This is a genomic window from Micromonospora sp. A200, from assembly GCF_029893845.1.
GTDB lineage: Bacteria > Actinomycetota > Actinomycetes > Mycobacteriales > Micromonosporaceae > Micromonospora > Micromonospora purpureochromogenes.
Genome location: NZ_JARXXY010000008.1, coordinates 19,588 through 43,146, shown reverse-complemented (window position 1 = coordinate 43,146; position 23,559 = coordinate 19,588). Strand labels below are relative to the sequence as shown.

Genomic DNA, 23,559 nt, shown 5'->3' with positions numbered 1-23,559 from the left:
AGCCGCTGCGCCTCGGCCGGTCCACCGAGTCGACCGGGCGGCCCGCCGCCCGGTCCCGCGGAGCCGGCCGGACCGCGCGGGTTCAGCGGGTCGACACCAGCAGGGCGACCGTGGTCGCCACCCCGGCGACCAGGACGATCGCCATCGGCCGCGGCCCCAGCAGGGCGTGCCGCCGGTCGGCCAGCCGCTTCGCCGGCGCCAGACCGGCCAGCGGTCCGAGCAGCGTCACGACCAGGGCCAGCACCGGCATCCCCACCGCCAGGTCACCGCCGTAGCGGTGGCCGAGCGCGCGGGCGCCCGCCCCGAGGCCGTACGCCACGAGCGCTCCCGCCACCCCGCAGAGGGCCAGCAGCGGGTTCACCGACGCGGGCAGCTCACCCGGCTGCCCGGCCCGGTCCAGCAGCTCCCGCACTCCGCGCAGCGACGACACCGGGTCACCGGCCGCGTCCCGGGCCGGCCCCGGCGCCGGACCGAGCCGCCGCCCGCCCAGTCCCAGCCGGCCCCGCAGCTCCGCCCAGAGGTGCCCGACCTCGGCGTCGACCCGCTCCACCATGGACCGGGCCTCGGTCACCTCCGCCTCGGCCCGGCGCAGCTGCGCGGTCGCCTCGGCCACCGCCCGTTCGGCGGCGGCGCACTGCTGGTCGTGCCAGGCCTGCGCCTCGGCCCGCTGGGCCCGGACCCGGCCGGTCAGCTCGGCCAGTCGGCGGACGTGGGCGGCGTACGTGTCACTGGCGACCGGTTCGTTCATCGGGATGGACCATAAGGGATGATCACCTGTCCGGTGCGGTGCATCGCCCGGTCGAAGAAGAGCCCGCGCCACGGACGGGGGTACCAGTCCGGGCCGCCGGTGCCCGGGTAGAGCGAGGAACCCAGCTCCGCGCCCTGCACGTCGAGGGCGACCCAGGCCCCGATCTGGTCGGTGCGGGCGGCCGGCCCGCCGAGGTCCACCCGCATCCGGGCGATCCCGCGCCACCAGGCCAGCACGTGGGTACGCCGTTCCGGCCCGTCGTGCAGGATCCGGCGCAGCTGCTCCAGCCCGCTGCGCCCGCCGGCCGGCGCGGCCAGCCGCCCCGCCGCCGCGTCCACGGCGAACAGCAGCAGGTAGTGCGGGGTGCTCGGAGTGCCCGGCCGGCCCAGCGCCTCGGCCGTCTCGGCCATCAGCTCCGGCACCGTCTCCTCGTCGTACCAGGCCGCGTCGTCGGCCAGGTCCTCGTAGAGGGCGCGGGCGGCCGGGTCGGCGTCCGGGTCGAGGCAGGCGATGGAGAACCGGGCGGTACCCGGCCGGTGCTGGCGGGCCAGCGACCGGGCGGCGGCGTCGAGCACCGCGCACGCCTCGTCTACCCGGGTACCCAGCACCGCCAGGTTGCGCCCCGGGGCGCGGGGCAGCCGCAGCGCCGCCGAGCGGGCCTGCACGTCGATGATCTCGCCGAGCAGGGCGACCGGACCCCGGGGCGGCGGGGTGTCGCCCTGCGGGGTCAGCGCGCGGTAGTCGGGCGCGTCGACCAGCCGGGGTACGGCGTCGCCGTCGAAGAGCCGCGCCGGCGCGGCGTCCTGCGGCCGCATCCGCCACAGCCGGTGCTGTAGTTCGCTCCAGGTTTCCCAGTCGCTGGCCGACGGGATCCGGGCCACCTGGTTGCCCTCGGTCATCCCGGACTCGGCGTTGACCACCGCGTGGTGCCGGGGCAGCGCCTGGGCCGCGTCGTTGCGTTCGGCCAGGATGCGCAGCGCCTTGGGCAGCGCGATCCGCAGGGTGAACTGCGCGACCAGCGCGGGCCGCCCCCACAGCGCCTCGATGCCCCGCACGTCCTGCGAGGCGAGTACCAGGTGGATGCCCTGCGACCGGCCCCGCCGGGCCAGGTCCTCCAGCAGGTCGGCGGCCTCCCGGGCCACCACGTCCCGGCCGGCCAGCAGCGCCTGGAACTCGTCGACCACCGCCACGATCCGCGGCCAGTGCCCGGTCGGGTCCACCGCCCGCAGCTCGGCCAGCTTGGTGACCTCGTGCTTCTTGGCGGCGTCGGCCCGCCGGCGCAGCTCCTCGGCGAGGAACCGCAGCAGGGCCAGGCCGAACTCCCGGTCGGTGTTGACGTTGATCCCGACCAGCCGCATGTGCGGCAGCCAGCTCGGGTCGCGCCGGCCCTGGGCGAACCGGGCGAAGGACACCCCCTCCTTGAAGTCGAGCAGATAGAACTCCAGCTCGGCGGGGGAGTAGCGGGCGGCCAGCGCGCCGATCCAGGCGAAGATCAGGTTGGTCTTGCCGGTGCCGGAGGGGCCGCCGATCAGCGCGTGCGGCGGGTAGTCGCCCAGGGTCAGCAGCACCGGTCGCCCGTGCGGGCCCTCGCCGATCGGCGCGGTCAGCCCGTGCGCCGAGTCCTCCTTCCACATCTGCTCGGGCGGGGGCAGCAGGTCGGTGAAGGGCGTCGGCGGCGGGCCGGCGTTGACCCGGGCGGCGATCTCCCGGCAGGTCTCGGTGACCAGCGTGGCGGGCGGCGGCGGGTCGAGGCGTACCGGCAGGCCGGGCGGGGCGCCGACGCGGGCGTCGCCCGGCTCGGCGACGATCCGGGTGACCGTGGGGTCCTCCGGCAGCGGGATGCCCCGGACCACCAGGTGCACCCCGCAGGCCGCGCCGGTGCGGACCACCCGGTCCAGCTGGCCGCGTTCGTGGCGGGACAGCTCGTCCCCGCCGAGCAGCACCGCCACCCGCCACGGCTCCGGCCGGCGGCCGGTCGCCGCGGCCAGCTCGCGCAGCGAGGCGTACTCGCCGGCCAGCACCGTCTCGTTGATCCGGCGGATCTGCTCCACCAGGTCGTCGAGCAGCCGGCCGAGCCCGCCCGGACCGACGAAGGTGAGCAGCCCGGCGGTGCCCAGCGGGGCGAAGCCGGCCAGCCCGCCGCCCAGGTGCTCCGGGTCGTAGCCGTACAGGCGCACCGCGCCCGGGTCGGCCCGACCGACCCCGCGCAGCAGCAGCGCGCCGACCACCGCGTCCGCGCCGTCCCGGTCGCCGCCGGACAGGTGCACGTGGCCGGCGTCCAGCAGCGGGACCAGCGCCGGGACCGGTTCCGCGCCGGCGATGCGCAGCGTGCCGACGCGTACCGGACCGACCGGCTCGCCGCGCCCGGCCGGGGCCGCCCGCCAGGCCGTCCACGACGCGGACGCCGCGCCCGGCGCCTCCCGCAGCGCGGCGGCGGCGGCCCGGCGGGCCAGCTCGGCGATCCGCGCCGCGTGCCGGTCGTCGATCTCGGCCAGCCGGCGGTCGCGTTCCGCGCCGACCCGCTGCGGCACCGCCGCGGCGGCCCGCCGCACCCGGACCAGCCGTTCGCGGGCGGCGGTCAGCTCCGTCTCGGCGCCGGCCAACCGGGTACGCGTCGCGCCGAGGGCCTCGGAGAGCATCCCCCGTACCCGCGTGGCCAGTTGGCTGCGCAGGTCAGCCACGGTGCCCACCGTCGGCCCGGCGCCCGGCGACCGGCGCGGCGGCGGCCGGCGCGCGGCGGGCGTCGGGCTCGTCGCGGGGCAGGTCCCGACCGAGCCGGGCCAGCAGCACGCCGGTCACCACCCCGGCGGTGACCGCCGGGTCGGCGGCGTGCGACTGCTCGCCGGCGCGGGGCGGGGGCATCCGGCAGACCCGGGTGAGCAGGGTGTCCAGCACCGGCGGCGGCAGCCCGGGGAGCAGGTCGCGGACCCGGCCGTCCAGCTCGCGCCGCAGCCGGCCCAGGTCGTCGGCGCGGGGCGGGTGCCCGAGTAGTTCCCCGGCCAGGTCGCGCAGCAGCGGCGGGGCCACCGCGGCCAGCCCGAGGCCGACGTCGGCGTGTGCCGTGCGCAGTTCCCGGTGCAGCCGGTCCCGGTCGCCGGAGCGGACCCCGGTGACCACCCGGCGCAGCAGCTCCCGGGAGTCGGCGATCCGCTCGTCCGGCTCGTCCGGCGGGCCCTCCCGGCCGCCGGTCAGCTCCGCCACCCGCACCGACCACCAGCGCTTGACCGTCGGGTCGGCCGGTGGTCGCGGTGCCGGACCGGTCGGCGGCGCGGCGTCCCCGCGGGGCGCGTCGTGCCTCGGCTCGCGGCGGGCCGGCGGCGCCGGCGGCGCGCCGTCGGGGGCCAGCCCGATCGCGGCCAGGTACGCCGAGAGCTGCTCCTGGGCCACCCGCAGCGCGTGCCCGGCGGCTTCGGCGTGCTCGGTGGCCGCGGAGAGCTCCGGCACCCCCATCGGGTTGGCCGACTCCTGCCGGACCCAGCGCAGCCGCTCGGTGGCCTGGCCGAACTTCTCCAGCGCCTGGGCCAGCGGCGCCAGCGGCAGCTCCTCGGCGGCGGCGCGCACCTGCGCCCCGACGTCCTCGATGATGGACACGGCCGCCCGCTCAGAGCGTCGAGACGTAGAGCTGCGCCTGCTCGACCGCGACGAGGGTCGCGGCGAGGCACTCCTCCAGCTCCTGGCCGGCCTGGGTCAGCGAGGCCTGCGCGCTCTCCACCGTCTCGTGCCCGCTGCCCTCCAGCGCCCCGGCCAGGGTCTGCTGCGCCTCGGAGAGCTTCTCACCGGCCGCCTGCACGGCTGTCTGCCCGTCACCGATCTGTTGGAGGGCGACCTCGATGGCTGCCTTCAGCTCGGCGACGCTCGCCACGGTGACCTCCTGGGGGCGGGGAGACGTCCATTACAACGCATACCCGTGGGTAGAGAACATCCGCCCTTGTCGCCGTTCCCGCCCTGGTGTCCGGTTACCCCCGTGAGCTGCGGGAAAGCGCCCGCCGCCGGACCGTCCGGTCCCACCAGGGGATCCCCCGGTCCCGCCGACGGGACCGTCCGACCGCCGCGCGAACTCCCTGCTCACGGGGGCGGGGCGGCGGATCAGGTGGTGGGGTGGGTGTGCTCGCGCAGCCAGCGCGGGCCGTGCAGCTCCGCGCCGAGGGCCGCCACCCGGTCGCGCAGCTCCCGGTCGGAGGTGACCACCAACCGGCGCCGGTCCGGCGCGTCGCGCACCAGCGCCACGATGGCGTCGTCACCGGAACCGGGCGCCGGCACCGTGTGCACCCCGACCACCCCGGGCACCTCTCGCGCCGCGCCCTCCACCACCAGCACCACCTCCACCGGCGGCGGCAGCTCCGGCGGCAGCCCCCGGTCGGCCAGCGGCGCCAGGGCGTCGCGCAACCGGGCCGCCGCCCCGGCCCGGTCCCGCCACCAGCCGTCCGGGCGGGAACCGACCACGTTGGCACCGTCGACGATCAGCAGCGGGCGGGAGTCCATGCCCCCAGCCTGCCACCCCCTGGCGTTTGTCGCGCCAGCCGCCGGGTAGCCACCGGCGACCGTGCCGCGCCCGCGGTGTCGCCCTCGGCGACCGTGCCGCGCCCCGACTGCGGAGGACAGAGATGATGGGACCCGGTGACTACGGCTCCGACCCCTGGGACGAGTTCCTGGCCCGGTACTTCGGCCGGGGTGAGGGCGGACGCCGACCGGCCCACCGGGTCGACATCACCCGGCTGATGACCGCCGACGCCCGGGAGATGCTGGCCGACGCGGCCCGGCGGGCCGCCCAGAAACACAGCAACGACCTGGACACCGACCACCTGCTCTGGGCGGCGCTGCAACGCGAGCCGCTGCGCGACCTGGTACGCCGGGCCGGCGCCGACCCGGACGCCCTGGTCAACGCCCTCGGCGGGCGGGGCGACGGCGCGCCCGGGGGCGAGGTGCCGACGAACCTGTCGCTCACCCCCGCCGCCAAGCGGGCGCTGCTCGACGCCCACCAGTTGTCCCGGGCGATGGGGGCGAACTACATCGGCCCCGAGCACATCCTGATGGCGCTGCCGCTCAACCCGGAGTCGCCCGCCGGCCGGATGCTCGCCGCCGGCCGGATCCAGCCCGAGTCGTTGCAGGCGGCCAGCGCGGAACGCGGACCGATGGGCGGGCCGAAGCCCGACCGGGGCACCCCGACCCTCGACCAGTACGGGCAGGACCTCACCGAGCTGGCCCGGATGGACCAGATCGACCCGGTGATCGGGCGGGCCGACGAGATCGAGCAGGCCGTGGAGATCCTGTCCCGGCGGACCAAGAACAACCCGGTGCTGATCGGCGAGGCCGGCGTCGGCAAGACCGCGATCGTGGAGGGGCTGGCCGAGCGGATCTGCGACGGTGACGTGCCGCAGACCCTGCTCGGCAAGCGGGTGGTGCAGCTCGACCTCGCCGGCCTGGTCGCCGGCACCCGCTACCGCGGTGACTTCGAGGAACGGCTGAAGAAGGTCATCGAAGAGATCCGGGCGCACCGGGACGAGCTGATCATCTTCCTGGACGAGATCCACACCCTGGTCGGCGCGGGCGGCGCCGGCAGCGAGGGCGGCATGGACGCGTCCAACATGCTCAAGCCGGCACTGGCCCGCGGCGAGCTGCGGGTGATCGGCGCGACCACGCTGGACGAGTACCGCAAGAGCATCGAGAAGGACGCCGCGCTGGCCCGCCGCTTCCAGCCGGTCCTGGTGCCCGAGCCCAGCGTCGAGGACACCGTCAGCATCCTGCGCGGCCTGCGCGACCGGTACGAGGCACACCACCAGGTCCGCTTCACCGACGAGGCGCTGGTCGCGGCCGCCGAACTCGCCGACCGGTACGTCACCGACCGCTTCCTGCCCGACAAGGCGATCGACCTGATCGACCAGGCCGGCGCGCGGGTACGGCTGCGCACCCGCACCCCCGACGCCGACGTGCGCGAGCTGGAGCAGCAGCTCGACGAGGTGCGCCGGGACAAGGAACAGGCGGTCGCCGACGAGCAGTACGAGCGGGCCTCCGCGCTGCGCGACCGGCTCGCCGAGGTCGAGGAGCAGATCCGCCGCGCCCGGGGCGACGAGGGCACCAGCCGGGTCCCCTCGGTCGGCCCGCAGGAGATCGCCGAGGTGGTCTCCCGCGCCACCGGCATCCCGGTCAGCCAGCTCACCGAGGAGGAGCGGGACCGGCTGCTGCGGCTGGAGGGACAGCTGCACGAGAAGGTCGTCGGCCAGGACGAGGCGGTCACCGCGGTGGCCGAGGCGGTGCGCCGCTCGCGTACCGGGTTGGCCGACCCGAACCGGCCGATGGGCAGCTTCCTCTTCCTCGGCCCCACCGGCGTCGGCAAGACCGAGCTGGCCCGGGCCCTGGCGGAGGCGCTCTTCGGCGAGGCCGACCGGATGGTGCGGGTCGACATGAGCGAGTTCCAGGAGCGGCACACCGTCGCCCGGCTGGTCGGGGCGCCCCCCGGCTACGTCGGGTACGAGGAGGCCGGCCAGCTCACCGAGGCGGTGCGCCGCCGCCCGTACGCGGTGGTGCTGCTCGACGAGATCGAGAAGGCGCACCCGGACGTCTTCAACATCCTGCTCCAGGTGCTCGACGACGGCCGGCTCACCGACAGCCAGGGCCGGACGGTGAACTTCAAGAACACCGTCCTGATCATGACGAGCAACCTGGGCTCGGAGTTGATCACCGGCACCACCCGCGCGGTGGGCTTCGAGGCCGGCACCCAGGAGAGCGACGAGCTGCGCGAGCGGCTGATGCGCCGCCTTCAGGAGAACTTCCGCCCGGAGTTCCTCAACCGGATCGACGAGACGATCATCTTCCGCCGGCTGGAGGCCCAGCAGCTGCGGCAGATCACCGAGCTGCTGCTGGAGGAGACCCGCCGCCGGCTGCACGCCCAGGACGTCCAGATCGAGTTCACCACCGCCGGCGTCGACTGGCTCGCCGAGCACGGCTACCAGCCGGAGTTCGGCGCCCGGCCGCTGCGCCGGGTGATCCAGCGGGAGGTCGACAACCGGCTGTCCCGGATGCTGCTGGAGCACCAGATGTCGCCGGGGCAGAAGATCACCGTCGACGCGCGCGACGGTCAGCTCACCTTCGACGTGGCCGCGGGAGAGCGGGACTACAGCCCAACCTCGACGTCCCACCCGCGATGACCCGGAGGACGGAGATGACCGAACCCGAGGAGAGCGACGAGGAGACCGACCGCACCGAACCGATCCTCGCGCCGCCGACGGCGAACCCGGCCCGGGTGCAGGTGCCGCCGGAGGGCCTGAAGCAGCAGACCGACGACGGGAGCCCGGCGCCGTCCGGGCCACCGGAAGAGGAGGCGTGATGGTACGCGAGCAGCGACTCGACCCCGAGGTCGAGGTGATCTGGGACGACTTCCACGCCGAGGTGAACGTCCCCTCCGAACAGTTGCGGCAGTGGCTGTTGACCCGGGGCTCGGGGGAGGAGTCGTTCGGCCCGAACCCGAGCATGGACCTGCCCGAGCCGGGCCGGCAGATCCTGCGGGTGCTCAGCAAGCGCAAGGTGGACCTGACCCCGGAGGACATCGAGGTGATGCGGGAGGCGATCGACCGGATCCGGGCGCTGACCGCGGAGAAGCCGCGCGGCGGCAACGCCGACAACGAGTGGCGGCACTCGCTGCTCGACCTGGGCCACGACGTCCTGGTCGAACGCTGACGTGCACGAGCGGCGGCACCCGGGACGATCTCCCGGGTGCCGCCGCCCGTCGGTGGCGGCTCGTGCTACGGCTCGGTGCCGAGGCTGGGCAGCTCCAGGCCGGCGGCGGTGGCGGCGGCCTGCCGCTCGGCCCGGGTCTGCTCCTCCTGGGTGACCAGGTTGGCGTACTCGGTGATGTCGGCCGGATCGGGCACTGCCGGCAGCCGACGCAGGAACGCCTCGAGGTCCCGGACAGCGGCGGAGTGCGCGGCGGCCGCCTGACGCAGCAGTTCCCGCATGTCGACGTCGGGGTAGCGATCGGTCATGAGGTCCAGGTACCCGCCGTCAGGCGATTCGCACCCCGCCGACCGGTCGGGCCCCGAACTCCGGGTGGCGCAGCAGCCAGGCCAGGTAGTCGGGGTGCGGCGCCAGCGAGTCGGTGTACGCCGCCACCGCCGTCTCCAGCACCGCCTCGGCGACCCGGGCGGCGGGGGACTCGGGGTGCCAGCCGAGCAGCAGCCGCCAGCGCAGCGGCACGCCGGCCAGCCGGCGGGTGACCAGACCGTCGACCGGGCGGAAGGTCGCCTGGCACAGCGCCACCGCCTCGCCGGCGTCGACCAGGTCCACGCAGCCGCGCACGTCGGTCTCGTACACCTTGCGGGGGGTGAAGCCGGCCCGGGCGCAGGCGGCGGCGAAGCAGTCGCCGAAGCAGCCCTCGCCCGGCGCGGCGACCCACTGTTCGCGGCGCAGCTCGGCCAGGCCGATCTCCTCCCGGCCGGCCATCGGGTGGCTGGTCGGCAGCAGCACCAGCACCGGGTCGACCGCCACCTCCCGCCAGCAGAGCCCGAACTCCGGGGACGGCGTCGCGTCGCCGCAGACCCCGGTGAGCGCGAAGTCGAGCCGCCCGCCGGCCACCAGTCCGGCCAGCTCCGCGGCCGACCAGGAGGCGTACGTGGTGATCTGCGCCTGCGGCTGCTCGGCGACCAGCCGATGCACCAGCCGGCCGAGGATCGGGCTGTTCACCCCGCCGAAGCGGTACCGGCCCAGGCTGTCGTCCGCCCCGGCCAGCCGGGCCGCCTCGTCCTGCAGCCCCTTCATCGCCGGCAGCAGCACCCGGGCCCGGGCCAGCACCAGCTCGCCCAGCGCGGTGGGCCGGGCGCCGCGCCGGTCGCGTTCGAACAGCGGGCCGCCGAGGGTGCGCTCGATGCGCTGGAGCTGCGCGGTCAGGGCCGGCTGGGCCAGGCCCAGGGTGGACGCGGCCTTGGTCACGCTCCCCGTCTCGGCGATCGCGCAGACGACCCGCAGGTGTCGCAGCTCCAGATTCATAACGTGACGGTAGGACCACGGCACGGGCCGGCGGAAGGGCCTGGGCTGATCGGCGTCGGACGATGGATCAGTCGCGCGTGTCGCGCTTCAGGTCGGCGAGGTACGTCCGCCGGCCGGTGACCGCGTCGCGCACCTTGTCCACCACGCCCAACGCCGGCTCGACCACCCGGTTCCACGGCGGGGTGGCCGGCGTACCGGGGTGCGGGCGGGTGGGGGCCGCCTCCTCGGCGATCTCCCACCGGTTGCCCAGCCGGATCAGCTCCGCGTCGGTGGCCACCTCGCGCAGCGGGGTGATCAGCGCCGACACCGCCTCGACGTGCCGGCGGACCCGCGCGGCGACGTCCGCCAGCGCCGGGTCGTCCGGCCCGTCGAGCGACTTGAGCGCGGCCAGCAGCGCCGCGTCGGCCGCCAGTTCCCGGTCGACCCGCTCGGCGCTCCCGGGCAGCGCCGCCCGCGCGGCGGGCAGCAGGTACTGCTCCTCGGCGGAGAGGTGTCGCGAGATCGCCGCGGTCAGCACCTCGGCCACCTCGCGGCGCCGTTCGGGGCTCAGCCGCTGGTCGGTCACCTGGTCGGCCAGGCCGAGCAGTTGCCGGTGCTCGGTGTCGGCGATGTCGGCCATGCTGCGCCCGCCGGGCCGGTAGGCGTCGTCGGCGGTGGGCGGCAGGGGCGGCAGCGGGACGGTCATGGTGCCCTCCTCGACGGGCGGCCGGAGCCTGGGGACGGCCGGCGCGACGGGCGGTGCGGGGTCGCCGACGCGGTACCCGTACCGCAAGATCGTGAAACGGGGACGGCGCGGGAGCGCCGCGCGGACCCCGACGGGCGCGAGCGCCGGCCGGGCCGCCGCGACAGCTCGCCCGACTGGTAGAAAGAGGCGATGACGAGCGACCCCGCCTCCGCCCGACCCGACCCCACCGACGAGGTCGTGGAACTCTGCCGCGACCTGCTGCGCATCGACACCACCAACACCGGTGACAACGCCACGAGCGCGGGGGAGCGGCTGGCCGCCGAGTACGTCGCGGAGAAGCTGGCCGAGGTCGGCGTCGAGTCGCAGATCCACGAGTCGGCGCCCGGCCGGGCCAACCTGGTCGCCCGGATCCCCGGCACCGACCCGGGCCGGGACGCCCTGCTGGTGCACGGCCACCTGGACGTGGTCCCCGCGGACGCCGACGAGTGGTCGGTGCACCCGTTCTCCGGGGAGATCCGCGACGGCTACCTGTGGGGCCGGGGCGCGATCGACATGAAGGACTTCGACGCGATGGTGCTGGCCGTGGTGCGGCACTGGCAGCGCACCGGCGTGCGCCCGCCGCGCGACATCGTGCTGGCCTACACCGCCGACGAGGAGGCGGGCAGCGACTACGGCGCGCACTTCCTGGTGCAGCGGCACCGGGAGCTCTTCGACGGCTGCACCGAGGCGATCGGCGAGGTCGGCGGCTTCTCCTACGCCATCGACGACGCGTCCCGGCTCTATCTGATCGAGACGGCGGAGAAGGGGCTGGACTGGCTGCGGCTGCACGCCAAGGGCCGGCCCGGGCACGGCTCGTTCATCCACGACGACAACGCGGTCACCGCGCTCGCCGAGGCGGTCGCCCGGGTCGGGCGGCACCGCTTCCCGGTCACCGTCACCGCGACCGTGCGGGCCTTCCTCGAGGAGGTCTCCGACGTGCTCGGCGTCGAGCTGGACCCGGACGACCCGGAGGCGGCGATCGCCAAGCTCGGCCCGATCGCCAACATCATCGGGGCGACCATCCGCAGTACCGCCAACCCGACCCGGCTGGCCGCCGGCTACAAGGACAACGTCATCCCCGGTCGGGCCACCGCCACCATCGACTGCCGCAGCCTGCCCGGGCAGTCGGAGATGCTGGAGCGCCAGCTGCGCGAGCTGGTCGGACCGGACATCGACATCGAGTACATCCAGCGCCAGCCGGCCCTGGAGACCACCTTCGACGGTGACCTGGTCGAGGCGATGTCGGCGGCGCTGCGCGCGGAGGACCCGGGCGCCCGCCCGGTGCCGTACATGCTCTCCGGCGGCACCGACGCCAAGGCGTTCTCCCAGCTCGGCATCCGCTGCTTCGGGTTCGCGCCGCTGCGACTGCCGGCCGATCTCAACTTCTCCGCCCTGTTCCACGGCATCGACGAGCGGGTACCGGTCGACGGACTACAGTTCGGCGTGCGGGTCCTCGACCGGTTCCTGCGCACCTGCTGACCGGGTCCGTCGCCGGACCGCATCCTCCCCATCGCGAAGGGACTCCCTCATGACCGACCAGCACGGTGAGCTGGACGCTGCTCTGGAGCGCGTGATCGACGCCGCCCGGGCCCACCTGACGGCCGTGCGCGCCGCCCAGGGCCGGATCGACGACGACGGCGTCTGGCAGGCGTACGTGGCGTTGAACAACGCCTCGTACGCCTACGACGAGCAGCTGCTCGACGCGTTCGGCGAGGTCACGCCGTGGGACGTCGAGTCGATCGACCCCGACGAGGCCGACGAGCGGTTCGGCGGCGCCGAGGGTGTCGAGGCCAGCGACCCGCACCCGGCGGTGATCTCGGTGCGGCAGCGCCGCGACTACCGGGTGCCGAGCGTGTCCGCGCTGATCCGGGTCGCCGAGGCGGCCCGCCGCGAGGGCACGCCGGAGGAGGACGAGCCGGCGCCCGTCGAGGGGGTCGGCGAGGCGGTGCTGGAGCTGCTGCAGAGCGGGGACGGCTCGCTGAGCGCGCTGGACGTGCCGGAGCTGGAACCGCTCGACGGCGTGGTGATGGTCAGCGAGGTGGGCACCCCGGTCGACCTGGAGTCCTTCGACGACGACGACCCGGTGGGCCCGTTCCAGCCGGCCGCCGACGACCGTCTCGTCGGGCGGCTCGACGAGCACCCGTTCCTCGACGAGGACGAGCACGACCACGCCGGGCACGGCCACTAGGCCTTGGGCCGCGACGCCCCCGGGGCCCGACCGTGCGGTCCGGCCCCGGGGCACGTGGGCAGCCGACCCCGGTACGCCGGGCGGCGTGCCCGCCGTCAGTAGGACAGACCCGGCTGCGGCTGGTTGACCCGCCGACGGCGCAGCACGACCTGCCGCGTGCCGTCCCGGAACAGCCGCACCCGGGCCAACTCCCAACCGGAGAACTCCGCCTGGATCGCCAGCTGCGCCGCGGCGGTCAACCGGTCGACGTTCGGCGGCAGCCGCAGCGGCGCGTATTCGTAGTCCATGGACCTATGCTGCCCAGCCCGCAGGCCGTTCGCCACCCCCTCCCGCGTGACCCGCGCCGCTGGCCGGCCGCCCCGGCACCGCCACCGCCCCGGACGGCACCGCTCGCCCGGTTTCCCCGGGTATGCGTGCGGCGTCCCTCGGGGTGCCCGCCCGCGCCGCCGCGCCCTGTGGTGCGTTTCGTGGCGACCATCCGGCTCGAGCCGGGCATCTGGTCGCAGGAAAGCGCGGCGGCCCTGACGGTGGGCCCGACGAGCTCGCCCTGGTGGATCGCCGCCGCCCGTTGGCGGCCTCGTGGTCCAGCGTCGCAGCGGTGCCGTGCCGGCGAACGGGTGCGGCCGGCCGGCGCCGGCCGGTACCGATGGGGTCTCCGCCCCGCCGCGCCCCGCGTACCATGCGCCGGTGCCGCTCACCATGATCGTGACCCGACCCCGCCCTGGCCGCGCCGCTCCGCTGCTCGCGCAAGTCGTCGCCGGGCTGGTGGCTACATTGCTCCTCGCCGGCTGCGGCTTCGTCGTCCGGCCCCGCCCCGCCGCCGCGCTGCGGTTCGAGTTCGCCCCCACCACCGGGGACGGGTACATGAACCAGGTGCTCACGATCTTCAACGAGGGCAACCGGGTGCTCGCGCCGACGCTGGAGTTCACCGCGCTGGACGCCGCCGGGCGCACGCTGCCCAGCGTGCGGGTCGCCTCGGTCTACGGCAGCGACCGGGGGCGGCTGGTCGTCCCGCCGGGCACCAGCAGCGACGTGCTGACCTTCACCGGTGCCGGAGCCCGGGCGGCCGAGGACGTGACCGTCTCGGTGCGCACCGCGGAGCCGGTGGACGTCCCGGCCGTGAACGTCCAGCCGGTGGTGACCCCGGTGGCCGACGACGGCCGCGTGCTCGACCGCAACAGCCGGTTCACCGCCGTGTCGGTACGCAACGACGACAGCGAGCAGATGACCGTCCGGCTGGTGTACATCATCTGGACCGACCCGCCCGCCGATCCGGCGACCGGCCAGCGGCAGCAGGCCGAGCGGGTGGTGCCGATCGGCGGCCTGATCCTCCTGCCGCCCAAGCACACCACCGTGGTGCCGGTGACCGGGGAGGCGCGGGCCGCGGTGGACGACGCGGCGGGCCGCGTCCCGGCCAGCATCAAGGCGTACCTGTCCTGGTAGTCGTCGCGGCCGGCCCTGCCCGGTCGCGGCAGCCTCGGGGCCTGGCCCGCCCGTGGGTAGCGCTTCCGGTCCGGCCGCCGCGCTACCCGCAGACCGGTCGGCCCCCGCCCGGGACGGCCGTGCCGGAGTGCGGCGACCGCGCCGATCCGGCGGGTCCGAGGTGCGGCGGGGACGCCGGTCAGCGGCCGGTGGTGCCCGATTCCTCGACGGTGGCCGGAGCGATGGGCCCCGGCGGATCGGTCGGGTCGTTCGCGGCGAGCAGCGCGGCCAGCGCCGGGGCGGTCAGCGTCAGGCCGTGGGCGTCGCCCGGGTCGACGGCGAGGCCCCAGCCCGGGTCCGGCCAGTCCGCCAGCAGGTCGGCGGCGGACAGCGCGACGAACGGCACCCCGGCCCCGGCGAAGGCGGTCAGCGCGTCCGCCGAGGTGAAGACCGGCAGCAGCGGCGCGCGGTCCGCCCCGAGGACGACCGTCCACGGAAAGTCCCGGTCGGGCGACGGTTCGCCGGCCAGCGGTACGCAGACCGGGCCGGCCGCGAGGACCCCCAGGTAGCGGGGCAGGTCGTGCGCGGCCGCTGCCCGGGCGAGCAGTTCGGCCGGCTCCGGCTCGGCCGGGCGCGACCCGCCGCCGTCCGCGACCGTATCCCCGGGGGAGGCGACCTCGGCGGCCGTCGCGTCGGCTCCGGCGCCGCCCTCCAGCGGCGCGGGAACGCCGGCGCCGGCCTCGACCGGCACCGCGACGCCGACGCCCGCTGGCACGGCGACGCCGCCGCCGGCCGGTGCGGGCGCGCCGACACCAGACCCGGCTTTGTCGGTCGCCTCGACGCGGGTTGCCGTCGGCGGTTCCGCCCCGCTGTCGAGCGGGAGCACCCGACAGGAGAGCGCGGCCGGGTCGGCGGTCAGCGCGACGGCGGCGGTCCGGGCGGCGAAGCCGCTCCACCAGTGCAGGCCCTCGGCGGTACGCGGGGTGGCGTACCACCAGTCGCCGTCGTCGGCGGGCCGCCAGCCCAGCTCGGCCAGCCGCTGCCCCTCGTACCCGGGGCAGTGGCCCTCGACGGTGTCGAGGCGCACGGACAGCCGGAGCCGGCGCGACCCGGCACTGAGTTCCAGGTCGGTGTCCCGGTCGCAGGCGACGAGCGTGCGGTGCAGCCGGGCCACGATCTCCGGCCAGCCGGTCGCGGTCACGCCGGCGGCCTCGGCAGCCGGGCGTCCAGGGCGCCGAGTCGGGCGACGGCCTCCTCCAGGCGGCCCAACGCCGCGAAGTCGCCCGGCTTGCCGAACAGCTCGGTCAGGCCCGCCCCGAGCGTCGCGTCGAGACCCTCGGTGCGCTCGTCGAGCTGGGCGGTCGCCGCCGCCCGGGCCCGCCGGTACGCCTCCAGCACCATCCTCGCCAGGTCGGCGCTGCCGGAGCGCAGCGCCGCCGGCTCGAAGGTCAGGTCGGTGAGACCTCCGGTGGCGTCCACGGTGGCCGACACCAGACTAGTGTCGTCGGTGGCGGTGCCGTCGACGTCGTCGAGGCCGGCGTGCAGCCCGGCGAAGCGGCGTTCGATGTCGGCGAGCCGGCCGGCGAGCGCGTCCAGACCGGACAGCGGATCAGTCATGCGGGCTTCCTCCCCCTTGGTTCCTCCTCGGGCCGGGGTGGCGGCCGGAGGCCGGGGAATCGTATCTTCGACCCGCGTCGGATGCGGGGGAGGAACGGCGATGGCAGCTGACATCGAAGTGGACGTGACGGCCGTGAAACGGCTGGAGGCGGCCGCCACCGGAGTGGCCAACGCGCTGGGCGCGCTGGAGAGCAGGGTGGTGGCCGCGGGTGACCTGCCCGACGGCGCCTTCGGTCACCTGCCGTTCGCCAGCGACATGCTGCGCGCCAAGTACGCCGAGCAGGTCGCCGACGGCACGACGCTGTTCCGGGCCGGTCAGGACGCGTTCACCCGCGTCGGGGCGGCGCTGGGATCCACCGCCGAGTCGTACGAGCGCAACGAGCAGGACATCGACTCCGGCTTCCGGGCGATGCGCGAGGGGATGGGCCGGTGAGCGGACCCGCCGGTAGCGCCGTCCAGCTCTGGAACGGCATCGACAACGCGCTGTCCGGGGTGGAGGACGTGGTCGACAGCGTCTGCCGCACCCTGGCCTGGCCGCTCATCCAGCTGGTCGACATGGTCGACGGCGAGCCGGAGGCGCTGCGCGCCCGGGCCGGTGACTGGGACGCCCTCGCCGCCCAGGTGCGTGAGCTGGCGCTGAGCCACCGCGGCGTGCGCGAGGCCGAGCAGCCCGGCTGGCGGTCGCCGGCGGGGGAGGCGTACGGCAAGCGCCTCGCCGAGGTCGAGCAGCAGCTGCTGGACGTGGCCGGGCAGTTCACCGCCACCGCCGAGTACCTGCGCGGGGTCGCCGAGGCCCTGCAGGTCGTGCACGAGGTACTGGTCGACCTCTGCGTCGAGTTCGTCAACTGGATGCTGATCACCCTGGTGACCGCCCTGCTCATGGCGCCGTTCACCGCCGGGGCGTCCTGGGCGGCCGGCCTGGCGGTCACCGTGACCCGCGGCATGATCGTGCTCACCCGGTCGCTGAAGATCATCCGTCCGCTCGCCACCCACCTGCAGAAGGTCATCCGGCTGCTCCAGCGGGTCATGCTCTACCTGCGCAAGCTGCGCAACCACCTGGACAAGCTGGTGGACAAGCAGAAGGCCCTGCGGACGGGGCAGAAGGCGATCGACAAGCGGCGCGCCGCCGGCAAGGCCGACAAGTGGTTCCACAAGATCACCGACCCGGCGCAGGGCACCTTCAAGCTCGGCAAGTCCGGGTCGCCGTTCGACATGGGGCTGCTCGATCGGGCCGGCGCCCTGCGGGCGCACGGCCTGGCCGACGGCGGTCGGATGATCGCCCGGGACTGGGCGACCAACCTGCCCTGGAACGTGCCGAACTCGGTCGTGCACGGGGCGGTGTGGGGTGGCACCGCCCTGGTCAGTGGCCTGTCGGTGCCCGGCTCCGACCTGGTCAAGGACGAGATCGGCGACGTGGTGCAGGGCGGCGCCGACTGGATCGACCAGAATGTCTTCGGGCAGCCGCCCGCCGAGCAGCAGCCGGCGGGCCGTTGACCGGCGACCAAGGAGGTACGGCGTGACGGGTGCGTGGGGACGGCTCGGGCGGCTCGGCGACGCGGTGCGCGACGGCGCGCGGGTGGCCCGCGACCGGGCCCGCGCGCTGCGGGACGAGTTCCGCACCTCCGACGAGCCGGAGCGGGCCCTGGTCGCCCCCCTGGTGACCGGGCAGGAGTTGCGCTACGTCGGCCTGGCCCCGGTGCGGGCGCACGAGACGCACCGCGCCGGCAGCCAGTTCGTCGACCACGTCGGCACCGAGGTCGCCGAGGCGCTCGATCCTCGGGCGCTGTTCGGGCTGCTGAACATCGTCAACCCGGTGGCCTGGGTGGAGGCGGTGCTGACCCCGGTCCGGATCGTGGCCGGGGTGCTGCTGCTGCCCGGGAAGGCGGCCGCGCTCGCGGCGGGGCTGCCCGAGGCGGCCGGTCGGGAGGTGGCCGTCGAGCCCACCCCGGCGGTCCCGCAACCCCGGCCGGTGCTGCCGCTCACCGCTGAGCAGGAGGCGTTCCGGGCGCTGTTCCGGCTCAGCCAGCACCGCCCGCTCGCCGACCAGCTCGCCGAGATCGCCTACCGCCGCCGGTACGCTTTCAGCGGCGACCTGGCCACCCTCGCCGGCAGCCTGCTGCTGTTCCTGGAGCGCTACACCGGCACCCCGTTCGCGGTCACCGACACCCACCTGCACCTGCTGCGGATGGGGCGCCGCCCGGACGAGGGCCGGCCGGACCGGCGCGAGCCGCGGCTGCTGTGGAGCGTGGAGCGGCGGCGGATCACCCGGATCGACTGCGACCACGGGTCGGCGCGGCTGATGCAGTTCCCGGCGACGCTGCACTTCGACGACGGCTCGTGGATCCGGATCGTCAACCCGGCCACCCGCGACGACCAGGCCCGCTTCCTGGCCGCCGTCCGGGAGATCCCCGGCGACCGGCCCACCCTCGACTGATCCGCCCGGCGCGCACCGGCCGGCCTGCCCGCCGGCCCGGACAACGGCCTCAGCCGTCGCGTTCCGGGTAGCCCACCGGCACCGCCGAGACGTCGTCCAGCGCCGTGGTGATCTCCGCCGGCAGGGTCATCCGCTCCACCTGCAGCGCGCCGAGGAGCTGCCCCACCGTACGGGCGCCCAGGATCGGTGCGGTGACGCCCGGCCGGTCCCGGATCCAGGCCAGCGCCACCTCCATCGGCGACACGCCCAGCCCGCCGGCGGCGGTGGCCACCGCCTCCACGATGCTGGAGCAGCGCGGCTCCAGGTAGGTGGCGACGAACCGTTCGAAGTGCGGCGAGGCGGCCCGCGAGTCGGCCGGCCGGCCGTGCCGGTACTTGCCGGTGAGCACCCCACGGCCCAGCGGGGACCAGGGCAGCACGCCCAGCCCGAGCGCGCCGCAGGCCGGCAGCACCTCCCGTTCGACGCCCCGCTCCAGCAGCGAGTACTCCACCTGCGCGGCGATCACCGGGGCGCGCCCCGGCCAGGCCGCCTGCCACGCGGCGGCGCGGGCGGTCTGCCAGCCGGAGAAGTTCGACACGCCGACGTAGCGGACCCGGCCGCTGGCCACCGCGTGGTCCAGCGCCGCCAGGGTCTCCTCCAGCGGGGTGTCCGGGTCGTACCCGTGGACCTGCCACAGGTCGACGTGGTCGGTGCCCAGGCGGCGCAGCGAGGCGTCCAGGGTGCGCAGCAGGTGCCCGCGCGAGCCGTCCCGGCGCCGGCCGCTGCCCGGCCGCAGCCCCGCCTTGGTGGCGATGAGCAGCTCGTCGCGGGGGACCAGGGCGCCCAGCAGCGAGCCGAGCACCGACTCGGCGTCACCGTCGCCGAAGACATCCGCGGTGTCGACGAGGTTGCCGCCCGCGTCGAGGTAACTCTTCAGCTGGGCGGCCGCGTCGTCGGCGTCGGTGTCCCGGCCCCACGTCATGGTGCCGAGCGCGAGCCGGGAAACCGCCAGCCCGCTTCGGCCGAGCGGTCGCTGTTGCATGGGTGAACCTTATTTCGAACCTGGCGTCACGGATATCCTCGCTCCCGTCATCTCTGCCCGCCACGTCGCCGATCCGACCGTGGCCGGGCCCCGCGCTGGTCGCCGGGCACCCCGGCGGGCCCGGGTGAGCCGGTGATCGGGTCCACCGCCGCCATTGCGTACCCTGGTGCGACCTGTGGTGCGGATGGGGGAGGATCCAGTGCGACTCGGGCTCAGCCTTGGATACCAGACGGCGTGGAGCACGCCCGCCGACCACCTGGCACTTGCCCAGGAGGCGGACCGGCTCGGTTACTCGGTGGTGTGGGCGGCGGAGGCCTACGGCTCCGACTCGCCCAGCATGCTGGCCTGGATGGCCGGCCAGACCCAACGGATCGACGTGGGCAGCGCGGTGATGCAGATCCCCGCCCGGACCCCGGCCATGACCGCGATGACCGCGGCCACCATCGACGCGCTCTCCGGCGGCCGGTTCCGGCTCGGCCTGGGCGTCTCGGGGCCGCAGGTCTCCGAGGGCTGGCACGGCGTGCGGTTCGCCAAGCCGCTGGCCCGCACCCGCGAGTACGTCGACATCGTGAAGCTCGCGGTGGCCCGCAAGGAGGTGGCCTACGACGGCGAGCACTACACGCTGCCGCTGCCCGACGGCCCCGGCAAGGCGCTGCGGCTGGGCTTCCACCCGCCCCGCGAGCACATCCCGATCTACCTGGCCGCCGTCGGCCCGAAGAACCTGGAGCTGGCCGGCGAGGTCGCCGACGGCTGGCTGGCCGTCTTCTACGCCCCGGAGTTCGCCGAGGAGCAGCTCGCCTCGGTGCGCGCCGGCCGGGCCAGGGCCGGCAAGGAACTGGCCGGCTTCGACGTGGTCCCCTCCGTGCCGGTGGTGGTCGGCGACGACATCGCCACCTGCGCCGAGCTGGTCCGCTGGTACGCCGCGCTCTACGTCGGCGGGATGGGCAGCCGCCAGCAGAACTTCTACAACCAGCTCGCCACCCGGATGGGCTACGGCGACGCCGCCCGCGAGGTGCAGGACCTCTACCTGGCCAAGCGCCAGCGCGACGCGGCCGCCGCGGTGCCGATGGAGTTCATCGACCGCACCTCGCTGCTCGGCCCCAAGGAGCGCATCGCCGAGCGGATGCGCGAGTACGCCGCGGCGGGCGTGACCACCCTCTCGGTGACCCTCTTCGTCGCCGACCGGGACAGCGGCGTGCAGACCCTGCGTACCGTCGCCGAGGCGCTGGAGCTGTCCGGGGTCGGCGAGTGACCTGGGTCGAAGCCATCGTCCTGGGCATCGTCCAGGGACTCACCGAGTTCCTGCCGGTCAGCTCGTCGGGACACCTGCGGATCACTTCCGCGATCTTCTTCGACCGGGACGCCGGCGCCTCCTTCACCGCGGTGACCCAGCTGGGCACCGAGGCGGCGGTGCTGATCTACTTCGCCAAGGACATCTGGCGGATCACCCGCACCTGGCTGCTCGGCCTGCGGGACCGCTCGGTACGCGCCAGCCTCGACTACCGGATGGGCTGGTACGTGATCGTCGGCTCGATCCCGATCGGGCTGTTCGGCTTTGTGTTCAAGGACCAGATCCGCACCGCCGGCCGCAACCTGTGGGTGGTCGCCACCACCCTGATCGTGTTCGCCTTCGTGCTCGCCTTCGCCGAGTACTGGGGACGGCAGACCCGCACCCTGGAGAACTTCCGGATGCGCGACGGCGTGGTGATGGGCTTCGCCCAGGCGATGGCGCTGATCCCCGGGGTGTCCCGCTCCGGCGGCACGCTCACCGCCGGCCTGCTGCTCAACCTCACCCGGGAGGCGGCGGCGCGGTACTCGTTCCTGCTGGCCATCCCGGCGGTGGTGATGTCCGGGATCTTCAGCGTCGGTGACGTGTTCGAACCGGCCGCGCCGGGCACCTCGGTGCCGAGCGTGGCGCAGATGGTGGTGGCCACCGCGATCGCCTTCGCCATCGGCTACGCCGCGATCGCCTGGCTGCTGCGCTACGTGGCCCACCACACCCTGTACGTCTTCGTGCTCTACCGGGTGGCGCTCGGCACGTTGGTGCTCGCGCTGCTGCTCACCGGCACGATCAAGGCCACCTAAGGCGTACCGGCGACGACCGCCGGCGACGGCCCCCGACACCTCGGTGCCGGGGGCCGTCGCGTCTCCGGCCTACGCCTAGGGTGGTGTCGTGGCGACCCTTCTGCTTCTGCGACACGGCCGGACGACGGCGAACGCCGACGGCGGGCTGGCCGGCCGCCAGCCGGTCGAGCTGGACGACACCGGCCGGGCCCAGGCCACCGCGGTCGGCGAGCGGCTGCGCGCCCTGCCCCTGGCCACCGTGGTGACCAGCCCGCTGATCCGCTGCCGGCAGACCCTGGAGCTGGCGTTGCCGCAGGTGCAGCCGGTGGTCGAGGAGGGCCTGATCGAGTGCGGCTACGGCGCCTGGGAGGGGCAGCCGCTGAAGAAGCTGGCCAGGGAGCCGCTCTGGCCGGTGGTGCAGCAGCACCCGAGCGCGGTGGTCTTCCCCGAGGGCGAGTCGATGGCGGCCATGGCGGCGCGGGCGGTCGCCGCGGTGCGCACCTGGGACGCTGCGGTCACCGCCGAGCACGGGCCGGAGGCGGTCTGGCTGGCGTGCAGCCACGGCGATGTGATCAAGGCCATCGTGGCGGACGCGCTCGGCGTACACCTGGATCTCTTCCAGCGCATCGTCGCGGACCCGGCGTCGGTCACCGCGATCCGCTACACGCCGCTGCGGCCCTTCCTGGTCCGGCTCAACGACACCGGCGGTGACCTCGCCGGGCTGGTGCCGCCGCCGCGCAAGCGGCGCCGGCGGGCCACCCGGCCGACCGACTCGGACGCCGCGGTCGGCGGCGGCGCGGGGGCGGCCGGGTGAGGCGGCCCGCCACGCCCGGCGCGGCGCAAGCGGCTGCGGGCGTTTCGCCCTCGGCTGAACCACCCTCGGTGCGGTGCGCGACGCCTCCGTGTGCCGGATAGGGTCGTGGGTATGACCCACCAGGTGCACGCCTTCGAGCCGCCGGAGCGGTTCGTCGCCGGGACCGTCGGGCCGCCGGGGGAGCGGACGTTCTTCCTCCAGGCGCGCGGTGGTGGCCGGCTGGTCAGCGTCGCGCTGGAGAAGGTGCAGGTGTCCCTGCTCGCCGAGAAGCTGGAGGAGCTGCTCGCCGAGGCCCAGCGCCGGTTCGGCGTCGACCTGCCCGAGGCCGCGCCCACCCTCGTCGGCGACAACGACCCGCTGGACACCCCGGTCGACGAGGAGTTCCGGGTCGGCACCCTCGGCCTGGCCTTCGACGTCGACAGCGCGACCGTGGTGATCGAGGCGATCGCCGCCGGCGAGGCGGAGGTCGAGGTCGAGCTGGGCGACGAGGAGGACGACGACGAGGACGACGTCGAGGAACCGGACGAGGACCTCGACCGGCTCCGGGTGCGGCTCACCCCCGAGGCGACCCGCGAGTTCATCGAGCGGGCCCGCCGGGTGGTCAACGCCGGCCGCCCGCCCTGCCCGCTCTGTGGCCAGCCGCTCGACCCCGCCGGGCACCTCTGCCCGCGGCACAACGGTTACCACCGGTGACGTCGTCGGAGTTGCAGCCCCGCCAGGACGGCAGCGCGGCGCTCCGGCTGCTGCGCGACGGTGAGCTCGCCCTGGAGGGGCGGCTGGTCGACGCCTCCAACACCACCCTGCGCGGAATCCTGACCCTCGGCGGGCGGACGGCCCGCTGCGTCTACAAGCCGGTGCGCGGCGAGCGGCCGCTCTGGGACTTCCCCGACGGCACCCTGGCCGGCCGGGAGGTCGCCGCCTACCTGGTCTCCCGGGCCACCGGCTGGGACCTGGTGCCGCCGACCGTGCTCCGCGACGGCCCGTTCGGCCCCGGTTCCTGCCAGCTCTGGATCGACGAGCCGGACGACGCCGAGCCGCTGGTCGGCTTCGTACCCGCCGAGGCGGTGCCGCCGCGCTGGTTCCCGGTCGCCGCGGCCCGCGACGACGACGGCGCCGCGTACGCCCTGGCGCACGCCGACGACCCGCGGCTGGCCCGGCTGGCGGTGCTCGACGCGGTGCTGAACAACGCCGACCGCAAGGGCGGCCACGTGCTGGTGGGCCCGGACGACCGCCTCTACGGCGTCGACCACGGCGTCTGCTTCCACGTGGAGGAGAAGCTGCGCACGGTGCTCTGGGGCTGGGCCGGCCGGCAACTCCCGCCGGACGCGGTGGAGATGCTCGACGTCCTGGCCGGTCAGGTCGCCGGTGAGCTGGGCGAGGAGCTGTCCGACCACCTGACGCTCGGGGAGATCGCCGAGCTGGCGGCGCGGATCGACCGGCTGCGCGAGACCGGGTGCTACCCGCAGCCCTCGCAGGACTGGCCGGCGATGCCCTGGCCCCCCATGTGAGTCGCTGTCACGTTGATCACCCGTGGGGTGCCTGCCCGCC

General features: G+C 75.3%; 26 protein-coding genes. 14 read left to right on the top strand and 12 right to left on the bottom strand.

Going from position 1 to position 23,559, the window contains the following annotated elements; genetic code table 11:
- Nucleotides 1–82 precede the first annotated feature (82 nt).
- The 5 genes from M2302_RS09830 to M2302_RS09810 form a co-directional block, all read right to left on the bottom strand.
- A complete protein-coding gene (locus M2302_RS09830) occupies nt 83–748 on the bottom strand; it encodes a hypothetical protein (RefSeq protein ID WP_280837598.1) in 666 nt (221 codons plus the stop codon).
- The gene (locus M2302_RS09825) at nt 745–3,429 is read right to left on the bottom strand and encodes an FtsK/SpoIIIE domain-containing protein (protein WP_280837597.1); all 2,685 of its coding nucleotides are present in this window, start codon (nt 3,427–3,429) and stop codon (nt 745–747) included. The genes M2302_RS09830 and M2302_RS09825 overlap by 4 nt, the downstream gene beginning before the upstream one ends.
- Entirely contained in the window at nt 3,422–4,339 is a 918-nt protein-coding gene (locus M2302_RS09820; RefSeq protein WP_280837596.1) for a hypothetical protein, read from the bottom strand. Before M2302_RS09820 ends, M2302_RS09825 begins: the two co-directional genes overlap by 8 nt.
- A 10-nt stretch (nt 4,340–4,349) precedes the next feature.
- Nucleotides 4,350–4,610 carry a hypothetical protein gene (locus M2302_RS09815; protein ID WP_088962374.1) on the bottom strand — a complete coding sequence of 87 codons (261 nt, stop codon included), beginning with the start codon at nt 4,608–4,610 and terminating at the stop codon, nt 4,350–4,352.
- A gap of 224 nt (nt 4,611–4,834) precedes the next feature.
- A complete protein-coding gene (locus M2302_RS09810) occupies nt 4,835–5,230 on the bottom strand; it encodes a hypothetical protein (protein ID WP_280837595.1) in 396 nt (131 codons plus the stop codon).
- Nucleotides 5,231–5,352: 122 nt separating this feature from the next.
- Here M2302_RS09810 and M2302_RS09805 point away from each other — a divergent pair, with 122 nt between their 5' ends.
- From M2302_RS09805 to M2302_RS09795, 3 genes are read left to right on the top strand one after another with little or no spacing between them, the layout of a single operon-like run.
- Complete coding sequence (locus M2302_RS09805; protein ID WP_280837594.1) at nt 5,353–7,893, top strand: ATP-dependent Clp protease ATP-binding subunit; 2,541 nt, start codon at nt 5,353–5,355, stop codon at nt 7,891–7,893.
- Between the two features lie 14 nt (nt 7,894–7,907).
- Entirely contained in the window at nt 7,908–8,072 is a 165-nt protein-coding gene (locus M2302_RS09800; protein ID WP_179804587.1) for a hypothetical protein, read from the top strand.
- Complete coding sequence (locus M2302_RS09795) at nt 8,072–8,422, top strand: DUF3140 domain-containing protein (protein ID WP_280837593.1); 351 nt, start codon at nt 8,072–8,074, stop codon at nt 8,420–8,422. Before M2302_RS09800 ends, M2302_RS09795 begins: the two co-directional genes overlap by 1 nt.
- A 65-nt stretch (nt 8,423–8,487) precedes the next feature.
- On the opposite strand, the gene M2302_RS09790 is transcribed toward M2302_RS09795, so the two are convergent.
- From M2302_RS09790 to M2302_RS09780, 3 genes are all read right to left on the bottom strand, one after another.
- Nucleotides 8,488–8,727 carry a hypothetical protein gene (locus M2302_RS09790; protein ID WP_280837592.1) on the bottom strand — a complete coding sequence of 80 codons (240 nt, stop codon included), beginning with the start codon at nt 8,725–8,727 and terminating at the stop codon, nt 8,488–8,490.
- A gap of 19 nt (nt 8,728–8,746) precedes the next feature.
- Complete coding sequence (locus tag M2302_RS09785; RefSeq protein ID WP_280837591.1) at nt 8,747–9,727, bottom strand: LysR family transcriptional regulator; 981 nt, start codon at nt 9,725–9,727, stop codon at nt 8,747–8,749.
- A 67-nt stretch (nt 9,728–9,794) separates the two neighbouring features.
- Complete coding sequence (locus M2302_RS09780) at nt 9,795–10,412, bottom strand: hemerythrin domain-containing protein (protein ID WP_280837590.1); 618 nt, start codon at nt 10,410–10,412, stop codon at nt 9,795–9,797.
- Between the two features lie 189 nt (nt 10,413–10,601).
- Here M2302_RS09780 and M2302_RS09775 point away from each other — a divergent pair, with 189 nt between their 5' ends.
- Together M2302_RS09775 and M2302_RS09770 are read left to right on the top strand one after the other, a co-directional pair.
- Nucleotides 10,602–11,930: a M20/M25/M40 family metallo-hydrolase gene (locus M2302_RS09775; protein WP_280837589.1), complete on the top strand. Its 1,329-nt coding sequence runs from the start codon at nt 10,602–10,604 to the stop codon at nt 11,928–11,930.
- A 49-nt stretch (nt 11,931–11,979) separates the two neighbouring features.
- Nucleotides 11,980–12,639: a hypothetical protein gene (locus M2302_RS09770; protein WP_210779807.1), complete on the top strand. Its 660-nt coding sequence runs from the start codon at nt 11,980–11,982 to the stop codon at nt 12,637–12,639.
- 95 nt (nt 12,640–12,734) lie between these two features.
- Here the strand turns inward: M2302_RS09770 and M2302_RS09765 are convergent, their stop codons facing one another.
- Nucleotides 12,735–12,926: a DUF5703 family protein gene (locus tag M2302_RS09765; RefSeq protein WP_053655860.1), complete on the bottom strand. Its 192-nt coding sequence runs from the start codon at nt 12,924–12,926 to the stop codon at nt 12,735–12,737.
- Nucleotides 12,927–13,326: 400 nt separating this feature from the next.
- Here M2302_RS09765 and M2302_RS09760 point away from each other — a divergent pair, with 400 nt between their 5' ends.
- Nucleotides 13,327–14,082 (top strand): hypothetical protein, encoded by a 756-nt coding sequence (locus M2302_RS09760; protein ID WP_280837588.1) that lies wholly within the window; start codon nt 13,327–13,329, stop codon nt 14,080–14,082.
- A 178-nt stretch (nt 14,083–14,260) separates the two neighbouring features.
- On the opposite strand, the gene M2302_RS09755 is transcribed toward M2302_RS09760, so the two are convergent.
- Nucleotides 14,261–15,262, bottom strand: a complete 1,002-nt coding sequence (locus tag M2302_RS09755; RefSeq protein WP_280837587.1) for an SseB family protein — start codon at nt 15,260–15,262, stop codon at nt 14,261–14,263.
- Nucleotides 15,259–15,678 carry a YbaB/EbfC family nucleoid-associated protein gene (locus tag M2302_RS09750; RefSeq protein WP_280837586.1) on the bottom strand — a complete coding sequence of 140 codons (420 nt, stop codon included), beginning with the start codon at nt 15,676–15,678 and terminating at the stop codon, nt 15,259–15,261. The genes M2302_RS09755 and M2302_RS09750 overlap by 4 nt, the downstream gene beginning before the upstream one ends.
- A 100-nt stretch (nt 15,679–15,778) precedes the next feature.
- Between M2302_RS09750 and M2302_RS09745 the strand changes: the two genes are divergently transcribed.
- Genes M2302_RS09745 through M2302_RS09735 form a run of 3 tightly spaced genes read left to right on the top strand, consistent with a single transcriptional unit; the run spans nt 15,779 to nt 18,112 of the window.
- A complete protein-coding gene (locus M2302_RS09745) occupies nt 15,779–16,111 on the top strand; it encodes a hypothetical protein (RefSeq protein ID WP_154937482.1) in 333 nt (110 codons plus the stop codon).
- Nucleotides 16,108–17,172 carry a hypothetical protein gene (locus M2302_RS09740; protein ID WP_280837585.1) on the top strand — a complete coding sequence of 355 codons (1,065 nt, stop codon included), beginning with the start codon at nt 16,108–16,110 and terminating at the stop codon, nt 17,170–17,172. Before M2302_RS09745 ends, M2302_RS09740 begins: the two co-directional genes overlap by 4 nt.
- Before the next feature lie 22 nt (nt 17,173–17,194).
- A complete protein-coding gene (locus M2302_RS09735; protein ID WP_280837584.1) occupies nt 17,195–18,112 on the top strand; it encodes a hypothetical protein in 918 nt (305 codons plus the stop codon).
- A 49-nt stretch (nt 18,113–18,161) separates the two neighbouring features.
- Here M2302_RS09735 and M2302_RS09730 read toward each other — a convergent pair whose 3' ends face one another.
- Nucleotides 18,162–19,133, bottom strand: a complete 972-nt coding sequence (locus M2302_RS09730) for an aldo/keto reductase (protein WP_154937474.1) — start codon at nt 19,131–19,133, stop codon at nt 18,162–18,164.
- Between the two features lie 199 nt (nt 19,134–19,332).
- Here M2302_RS09730 and M2302_RS09725 point away from each other — a divergent pair, with 199 nt between their 5' ends.
- From M2302_RS09725 to M2302_RS09705, 5 genes are all read left to right on the top strand, one after another.
- Nucleotides 19,333–20,385, top strand: coding sequence for an LLM class F420-dependent oxidoreductase (locus M2302_RS09725; protein WP_280837583.1), 1,053 nt, complete (start codon nt 19,333–19,335; stop codon nt 20,383–20,385).
- Entirely contained in the window at nt 20,382–21,218 is an 837-nt protein-coding gene (locus M2302_RS09720; protein WP_280837582.1) for an undecaprenyl-diphosphate phosphatase, read from the top strand. The genes M2302_RS09725 and M2302_RS09720 overlap by 4 nt, the downstream gene beginning before the upstream one ends.
- An 88-nt stretch (nt 21,219–21,306) precedes the next feature.
- A complete protein-coding gene (locus M2302_RS09715; protein ID WP_280837581.1) occupies nt 21,307–22,011 on the top strand; it encodes an MSMEG_4193 family putative phosphomutase in 705 nt (234 codons plus the stop codon).
- 111 nt (nt 22,012–22,122) lie between these two features.
- A complete protein-coding gene (locus M2302_RS09710) occupies nt 22,123–22,704 on the top strand; it encodes a DUF3090 domain-containing protein (RefSeq protein ID WP_088962352.1) in 582 nt (193 codons plus the stop codon).
- A complete protein-coding gene (locus M2302_RS09705; RefSeq protein ID WP_280837580.1) occupies nt 22,701–23,519 on the top strand; it encodes an SCO1664 family protein in 819 nt (272 codons plus the stop codon). The genes M2302_RS09710 and M2302_RS09705 overlap by 4 nt, the downstream gene beginning before the upstream one ends.
- Nucleotides 23,520–23,559 lie beyond the last annotated feature (40 nt).

Excerpts from the sequence above, each read along its gene's own strand:
- M2302_RS09830 (WP_280837598.1), bottom strand. The coding sequence starts at position 748 with ATGAACGAACCGGTCGCCAGTGACACGTACGCCGCCCACGTCCGCCGA.
- M2302_RS09810 (WP_280837595.1), bottom strand. The coding sequence starts at position 5,230 with ATGGACTCCCGCCCGCTGCTGATCGTCGACGGTGCCAACGTGGTCGGT.
- M2302_RS09805 (WP_280837594.1), top strand. The coding sequence starts at position 5,353 with ATGATGGGACCCGGTGACTACGGCTCCGACCCCTGGGACGAGTTCCTG.
- M2302_RS09800 (WP_179804587.1), top strand. The coding sequence starts at position 7,908 with ATGACCGAACCCGAGGAGAGCGACGAGGAGACCGACCGCACCGAACCG.
- M2302_RS09795 (WP_280837593.1), top strand. The coding sequence starts at position 8,072 with ATGGTACGCGAGCAGCGACTCGACCCCGAGGTCGAGGTGATCTGGGAC.
- M2302_RS09790 (WP_280837592.1), bottom strand. The coding sequence starts at position 8,727 with ATGACCGATCGCTACCCCGACGTCGACATGCGGGAACTGCTGCGTCAG.
- M2302_RS09785 (WP_280837591.1), bottom strand. The coding sequence starts at position 9,727 with ATGAATCTGGAGCTGCGACACCTGCGGGTCGTCTGCGCGATCGCCGAG.
- M2302_RS09780 (WP_280837590.1), bottom strand. The coding sequence starts at position 10,412 with ATGACCGTCCCGCTGCCGCCCCTGCCGCCCACCGCCGACGACGCCTAC.
- M2302_RS09775 (WP_280837589.1), top strand. The coding sequence starts at position 10,602 with ATGACGAGCGACCCCGCCTCCGCCCGACCCGACCCCACCGACGAGGTC.
- M2302_RS09770 (WP_210779807.1), top strand. The coding sequence starts at position 11,980 with ATGACCGACCAGCACGGTGAGCTGGACGCTGCTCTGGAGCGCGTGATC.
- M2302_RS09765 (WP_053655860.1), bottom strand. The coding sequence starts at position 12,926 with ATGGACTACGAATACGCGCCGCTGCGGCTGCCGCCGAACGTCGACCGG.
- M2302_RS09750 (WP_280837586.1), bottom strand. The coding sequence starts at position 15,678 with ATGACTGATCCGCTGTCCGGTCTGGACGCGCTCGCCGGCCGGCTCGCC.
- M2302_RS09745 (WP_154937482.1), top strand. The coding sequence starts at position 15,779 with ATGGCAGCTGACATCGAAGTGGACGTGACGGCCGTGAAACGGCTGGAG.
- M2302_RS09730 (WP_154937474.1), bottom strand. The coding sequence starts at position 19,133 with ATGCAACAGCGACCGCTCGGCCGAAGCGGGCTGGCGGTTTCCCGGCTC.
- M2302_RS09710 (WP_088962352.1), top strand. The coding sequence starts at position 22,123 with ATGACCCACCAGGTGCACGCCTTCGAGCCGCCGGAGCGGTTCGTCGCC.